The organism is Streptomyces sp. NPDC057939 (assembly GCF_042887545.1).
Taxonomy (GTDB): Bacteria; Actinomycetota; Actinomycetes; order Streptomycetales; family Streptomycetaceae; genus Streptomyces.
On sequence record NZ_JBHVPG010000026.1, the window covers coordinates 35870 to 41869 of the forward strand.

At 71.7% G+C, this 6000-nt stretch carries 7 protein-coding genes; 6 read left to right on the forward strand and 1 reads right to left on the reverse strand.

Annotated features, from left to right (window positions below; genetic code table 11):
* The first annotated feature begins 47 nt into the window (after nt 1–47).
* The 4 genes from ACFVS6_RS25630 (at nt 48) to ACFVS6_RS25645 (ending at nt 4026) form a co-directional block, all read left to right on the forward strand.
* Nucleotides 48–581 (forward strand): GNAT family N-acetyltransferase, encoded by a 534-nt coding sequence (locus ACFVS6_RS25630; protein ID WP_389707232.1) that lies wholly within the window; start codon nt 48–50, stop codon nt 579–581.
* A gap of 158 nt (nt 582–739) precedes the next feature.
* On the forward strand, nt 740–1378 hold the full coding sequence (locus ACFVS6_RS25635) for an ankyrin repeat domain-containing protein (protein WP_389707234.1): 639 nt from the start codon (nt 740–742) through the stop codon (nt 1376–1378).
* Complete coding sequence (locus tag ACFVS6_RS25640; RefSeq protein WP_389707236.1) at nt 1375–2559, forward strand: YncE family protein; 1185 nt, start codon at nt 1375–1377, stop codon at nt 2557–2559. The genes ACFVS6_RS25635 and ACFVS6_RS25640 overlap by 4 nt, the downstream gene beginning before the upstream one ends.
* Before the next feature lie 105 nt (nt 2560–2664).
* Entirely contained in the window at nt 2665–4026 is a 1362-nt protein-coding gene (locus ACFVS6_RS25645; RefSeq protein WP_389707238.1) for an FAD-dependent oxidoreductase, read from the forward strand.
* Nucleotides 4027–4148: 122 nt separating this feature from the next.
* Here ACFVS6_RS25645 and ACFVS6_RS25650 read toward each other — a convergent pair whose 3' ends face one another.
* Entirely contained in the window at nt 4149–4607 is a 459-nt protein-coding gene (locus tag ACFVS6_RS25650) for a hypothetical protein (protein WP_389707240.1), read from the reverse strand.
* A 220-nt stretch (nt 4608–4827) separates the two neighbouring features.
* On the opposite strand from ACFVS6_RS25650, the gene ACFVS6_RS25655 reads away from it, so the two are divergent.
* Both ACFVS6_RS25655 and ACFVS6_RS25660 read left to right on the forward strand, forming a co-directional pair.
* A complete protein-coding gene (locus ACFVS6_RS25655) occupies nt 4828–5490 on the forward strand; it encodes an NADPH-dependent F420 reductase (RefSeq protein ID WP_389707242.1) in 663 nt (220 codons plus the stop codon).
* 227 nt (nt 5491–5717) lie between these two features.
* Nucleotides 5718–5921 carry a cold-shock protein gene (locus ACFVS6_RS25660; protein ID WP_030228921.1) on the forward strand — a complete coding sequence of 68 codons (204 nt, stop codon included), beginning with the start codon at nt 5718–5720 and terminating at the stop codon, nt 5919–5921.
* Nucleotides 5922–6000: the final 79 nt, after the last annotated feature.

The following is a 6000-nucleotide window of genomic DNA, read 5'->3' on the forward strand; positions in this document are numbered from 1 at the left end:
GAAGGACCCGATTACCGCTGGTCGGCCGCGTTCGGCAGGATGTGGGCATGACCGAGATCCGTACCCCCCGCCTCATCCTGCGCCGCTGGAGCGACGACGACCTCGTCCCCCTTTCGGAGATCCACGCCGACCCGGAGGTGATGCGCTGGATCGACGACGGCTCCACCCTCGACCTGGACGCGACCGCCGAAGCCATCGAGCGCTGGGAGGACGAGTGGGACGAGGAGGGCTTCGGTCTCTTCGCCGTCGAGCTCCTCGCCTCCGGCGAACTGATCGGGGCCGTCGGCCTGTCCGTTCCCGAACACCTGCCCCAGGTGATGCCCGCCGTCGAGATCACCTGGCGCCTCGGACGCTCCTACTGGGGCCAGGGCTACGCCTCCGAGGCAGCCCAGGCCACCCTCGAATTCGCCCTCCAGGACCGCGGTCTCGACCGGGTGATCTGCGTCAACCGCGCGGGCAACGAGGACTCGGAGAACGTGATCCGCAAGCTCGGCATGGCCGAGGACGGAACCCTCAACCACCCCGAGTCCGGGGCGCTGCTCTCCCTCCACAGCATCGACCTCACCGAGTACGAGGCCTGAGCCGCCCGGCGGCGCATCGACCGATCGGATGACCCTGGGGTCCACCGGAGAGCGGGGAGGCCGCCTCCACCGGGCGGACCGTCGCAGCGGTGGAGCGGGACCAGCATGGAACCGGGGACGGGCACGAGCACCTCCCGCCCCGGAGCCGGAAGGACACCATGAACCCGCACGACCGAACGTTGCTGGACGCCGCCGCCCGCGGCGACGGGGCCGCGGTGAGCGCCGCCCTCGCCGCCGGAGCCGCCGTGGACGCGCGAGACGACCAACTGCGCACCGCGCTGCTCCTCGCCGTGATCGGCGACCACCTCGAAGCGGCCCGCCCGCTGCTCGCGGCCGGGGCCGATCCGGACGCGGCCGACGCCCGCGCGGACAGCCCCTGGCTGGTCACCGGCGTCACCGGCAGCGTGCGCATGATGCGGCTGCTGCTGACGGCGGACCCCGACCTGAAGCAGCTCAACCGCTTCGGCGGCATCTCCCTCATCCCGGCCGCCGAACGCGGCCACACCGGCTACGTCCGGGCCCTGCTGGCGGAGACCGCCATCGACGTGAACCACGTCAACCGGCTCGGCTGGACGGCCCTGCTGGAGGCGGTCATCCTCGGCGACGGAGGCCCGCGCCACGAGGAGATCGTCCGGTTGTTGCTCACGGCGGGCGCGGACCCCGCCCTGGCCGACCTGGCCGGGGTCACCGCCCACCAGCACGCCGTCCGGCGCGGCTTCGACGGCATGGCCCGCCTCCTCGCCGCGGCCGCCGCGCCGGACACCCGGCCGCGGCCGGAGCCGGGGGCCGGCCGGTGAGGCGCCCCGCACGCACACCCCGTACGGTCCTCACCGTGCTCGGCGCGGCCCTGTTGCTCGGCGCGTGCGCCGGCGCGGACCCCGGCCTGGACCCCGGCCGGACGGCACCGCCGGCCCCGGTGTCGGCCCCGCTCCCCGCCGCGTCCCCGACGCCGGCGGGCACCCTCCTCGTGGCGGACTTCGGCGCGGGCAGCGTCACCTTCGTGGACCCCGCGCGCGGCCCGATCGCCTCCGTCCCCGTCGGCCGGGCCCCGTACGGCCTGGCCGTCGGGGCGGACGGCCGGGCCTGGGTGGCCACCGCCGAGGGCGTCGCCGTCGTCGACACCCGGGCCCGCACCCGGACCGCGCTGATCCCGTACCGGACCGACACCGGCCCGGTCAGGGACGGCGAGTACCGCGGCGGCGGCATGGGCATCGCGCTCTCCCCGGACGGCGCGCACGCGTACGTGGGGGTCAACGTGCCCGGCGGCCCGGGCGTCATGGAGGTCGTGGACACCGCCGCGGGCGCGGTCACCGCGGCCGTCCCGGTCGGCCGCCGGCCCTTCGACGTGGACGTCTCCGGTGACGGCGGCGCCGTCTACGTCACCAACCACGACTCCTTCGACGTCACCGTCGTCGATACGGGCTCGCTGCGGCCACGCCGGATCGAGGTGGCACCGTACGGCACCGAGGGCGGCCTCGGGGCGTGGTTGAAGCCGCACTACACCGCGGTCCGCCCGACGGACGGCATGTTGCTGCTCCCCTTCGAGGGGGAGCGGTTGGCCGTGGTCGATCCCCGGACCGGTCGCGTCACCGTCGAGCCCATGACGGCCGACACCCACCAGCACGGGGCCGCGGTCACCCCGGACGGCCGTCTCCTGGTCGTCGGCACGGGAGCGGTCGATCCGTCCGAGGGGCGGGGCCCCTCCCTCACGGTCCGCTCCCCGGACGGGACCGAGCGGGTCCACCCGCTGCGGGGCCCGCACGAGGACGTGGCCGTCTCCCGCGACGGGAGGACCGCCTACGTGACCGGCGGCTTCACCCGTGACGGCCACTGGAACGGCATCACCGTCGTCGACCTGGACACGGGGGAGTCCCGACGGCTCCCCGCGGGCAACCGCCCCCTGGGCATCGCCGTGCTCCGAACCGGTGCCGTCGTCGACGGCACCGTCAGCCCAAAGTCAGACTTTGGTAAGCCATAGGCCCGGCTTATGGGGTCATAAACCGGGGGCGGGTGTTGGGTTAGGGTGGCCTTAGTTTAGGGTTTGCCTTGATCAGTCTGATTTTCGGTCGAAGGGAACCCAGTCATGCCTCGCTCCCTGCGGGTAGCAATCGTCGGTGCCGGCCCCGCCGGCATCTACGCCGCCGACGCGCTGCTGAAGTCCGAGGCGGCTGCCGCTCCCGGCGTGTCCATCGACATCTTCGAGCGGATGCCGGCGCCCTTCGGCCTCATCCGCTACGGAGTGGCACCCGACCACCCCCGCATCAAGGGCATCATCACCGCCCTGCACCAGGTGCTCGACAAGCCCCAGGTCCGCCTGTTCGGCAACGTCGACTACCCGAACGACATCTCGCTCGACGAACTGCACTCGTTCTACGACGCGGTGATCTTCTCCACCGGTGCCACCGCCGACCGCGCCCTGAGCATCCCGGGCGTCGAGCTCGATGGCTCCTACGGCGCGGCGGACTTCGTCTCCTGGTACGACGGCCACCCCGACGTCCCGCGCACCTGGCCGCTCGAGGCCGAGAAGGTCGCCGTCCTCGGCGTCGGCAACGTCGCCCTCGACGTGGCCCGCATCCTCGCGAAGACCGCCGACGAGCTGCTGCCCACCGAGATCCCGGCCAACGTGTACGACGGCCTGAAGGCCAACAAGGCCCTCGAGGTCCACGTCTTCGGCCGCCGCGGCCCGGCGCAGGCCAAGTTCAGCCCGATGGAGCTGCGCGAGCTCGACCACTCGCCCAACATCGAGGTCATCGTCAACCCCGAGGACATCGACTACGACGAGGGCTCGATCACCACCCGCCGCGGCAACAAGCAGGCGGACATGGTCGCCAAGACCCTGGAGAACTGGGCGATCCGCGACATCGGCGACCGCCCGCACAAGCTCTTCCTGCACTTCTTCGAGTCCCCCGCCGAGATCGTCGGCGAGGACGGCAAGGTCGTGGGCCTGCGCACCGAGCGCACCGAGCTCGACGGCACCGGCAACGTCAAGGGCACCGGCGAGTTCACCACCTGGGACGTCCAGTCGGTGTACCGCGCGGTCGGCTACCTCTCGGACGAGCTCCCCAAGCTCCCCTGGGACGTCGAGTCGGGCACCGTCCCCGACGAGGGCGGCCGGGTCATCGAGAACGGCGCCCACCTCGCCTCGACGTACGTGACCGGCTGGATCCGACGCGGCCCGATCGGCCTGATCGGCCACACCAAGGGTGATGCGAACGAGACCGTCGCCAACCTGCTGGTCGACCACGCGGAAGGCCGGCTGCTCACCCCGTCCACGCCCGAACCGGCAGCGGTGGAGACCTTCCTGACGGAGCGCCAGGTCCGCTTCACCACCTGGGAGGGCTGGTACAGGCTGGACGCGGCCGAGAAGGCGCTCGGCGAGGCCGAGGGCCGCGAGCGCGTGAAGATCGTGGAGCGCGAGGGCATGCTCGACGCGAGCGGCGCGTAACCTCCGCCGGGCCCCGGGCCCGGCGCGCGACAGTGGGGCCCGCCGTCGGCGGGCCCCACTGTCGTCCTGTGACATGTGGGCGGTTCGGCCGCCCGCCGTCGGTTCGGTCGCCCGCGGTCGGGTCAGTCCTCGATGGAGACGATCTTCTTCGTCCTCAGGTCGGCCCGGACGTGGATCTCGGTGGTATCGCTGCCCCAGGTGAGGCTGACCGTCGCGTTGGTCTTGCCCGTCCCGCTGCCCGTGGACGTGACCTTCCAGCGGGCCGGCACGTTCTGCGCGCGCAGCACGCCGTTGGCGTGGTTGGCGTCCTCCCACCGCTTCAACTCCTGCTGGAGGGGCTCGGAGAGGTAGAAGGCGCGCAGCTGGTCGGCCGTCCTCCCGTCGCCCTCGTACACCGCGTCGATGTACGAGCCGTAGAAGTCGGCGATCCGGGTGAAGGCCCCCTCCGGGCTGCCCGAGACGGACTGGGGTGCCGATGCGGTCGCCGACGTACCGGTGGCGACCGCGAACACCAGGGCGGCCGCGCCCGCGGTGGCGGCGACGGCGACGGAAGTGACGCGCTTCTTCGAAAGCATGGACATGGTCGGTGCCTTTCCCCGTGCCGGGTGCGTGCCGATGCGGTCACCGCACTGTCCTTGATGACGGGCACTCGCACCCGTCGGTTCGTGCCGCCGGGGAAATGGCCGAAATTCGCTCGTTCGGGCGATGCGGGGAAAAGGAAGGCCGCCCGGGAGGAATGCGCGGGATCCCCGCGCGGTTCGAACGGACGTCATATTGGAACCGGTACGCACTGGAGAGCTCATGAAGATCGGCATCATCGGCGCCGGCAACATCGGCGGCAATCTCACCCGCAGGCTCACCACCCTTGGGCACCACGTCGCCGTCGCGAACTCCCGCGGTCCCGAGACGCTGACCGCCCTGGCCGAGGAGACCGGCGCCACCCCGGTCACCGTCGCCGAGGCGGCCCGCGACGCCGAGGTCGTGGTGGTCACCGTCCCCCTCAAGAACGTGCCCGACCTGCCGTCCGGCCTCTTCGCCGGAGCAGCCGAGGGCTTCGTCGTCATCGACACCGGCAACTACTACCCGAAGCAGCGCGACGGCCGCATCGCGGCCATCGAGGACGACGGCCTGACCGAGAGCCGCTGGACCGAGGGGCACCTCGGCCACCCCGTCATCAAGGCCTTCAACGGGACCTACGCCGAGGACCTCCTCGCGCGGCCCCGGCCCGCCGGCGACCCCGAGCGCATCGCCCTGCCCGTCGCCGGGGACGACGACGACGCCAAGAAGACCGTCCGGAACCTCATCGACGAACTCGGTTTCGACACCGTCGACGCCGGCGGGATCGACGACTCCTGGCGCCAGCAGCCCAACACCCCCGTCTACGGACTGCGCGCGGGGGCCGACGACGTCGCCACCGCACTGGCCGAGGCCTCCCCGACCCGCAGCGAAGAATTCCGCGCCTGAGCCCGACGGCGTACTCCGGACGTGGTAACTCTCCGCTTTCACCAGGGCTCTCTGTGCTACGGTGCAGTCCAGTTGCGGGTGTGGTTCCCAAATATTTCAAGTGCTCCTTCCGGATTGCCGGGGGGCGCACTTTTTATTTCCGGATGCTTTTCGGACGGGTCAAACATCACGTCGACTCCGGTGTCCGCACGGTGCGGCCCCCGGCACAGCCCCGAAGGAGAATCCAAATGGCATCCGGCACCGTGAAGTGGTTCAACGCGGAAAAGGGTTTCGGCTTCATCGAGCAGGACGGCGGCGGCGCCGACGTGTTCGCCCACTACTCGAACATCGCCACCCAGGGCTTCCGTGAGCTCCAGGAAGGCCAGAAGGTCAACTTCGACGTCACGCAGGGCCAGAAGGGCCCGCAGGCGGAGAACATCGTTCCCGCCTGACCTCCGGGACGCGCGGCACGAGGGCCGGGGGCCCGCACCATCGGTGCGGGCCCCCCGCGCGTCGCGGTCCGTACCGGGA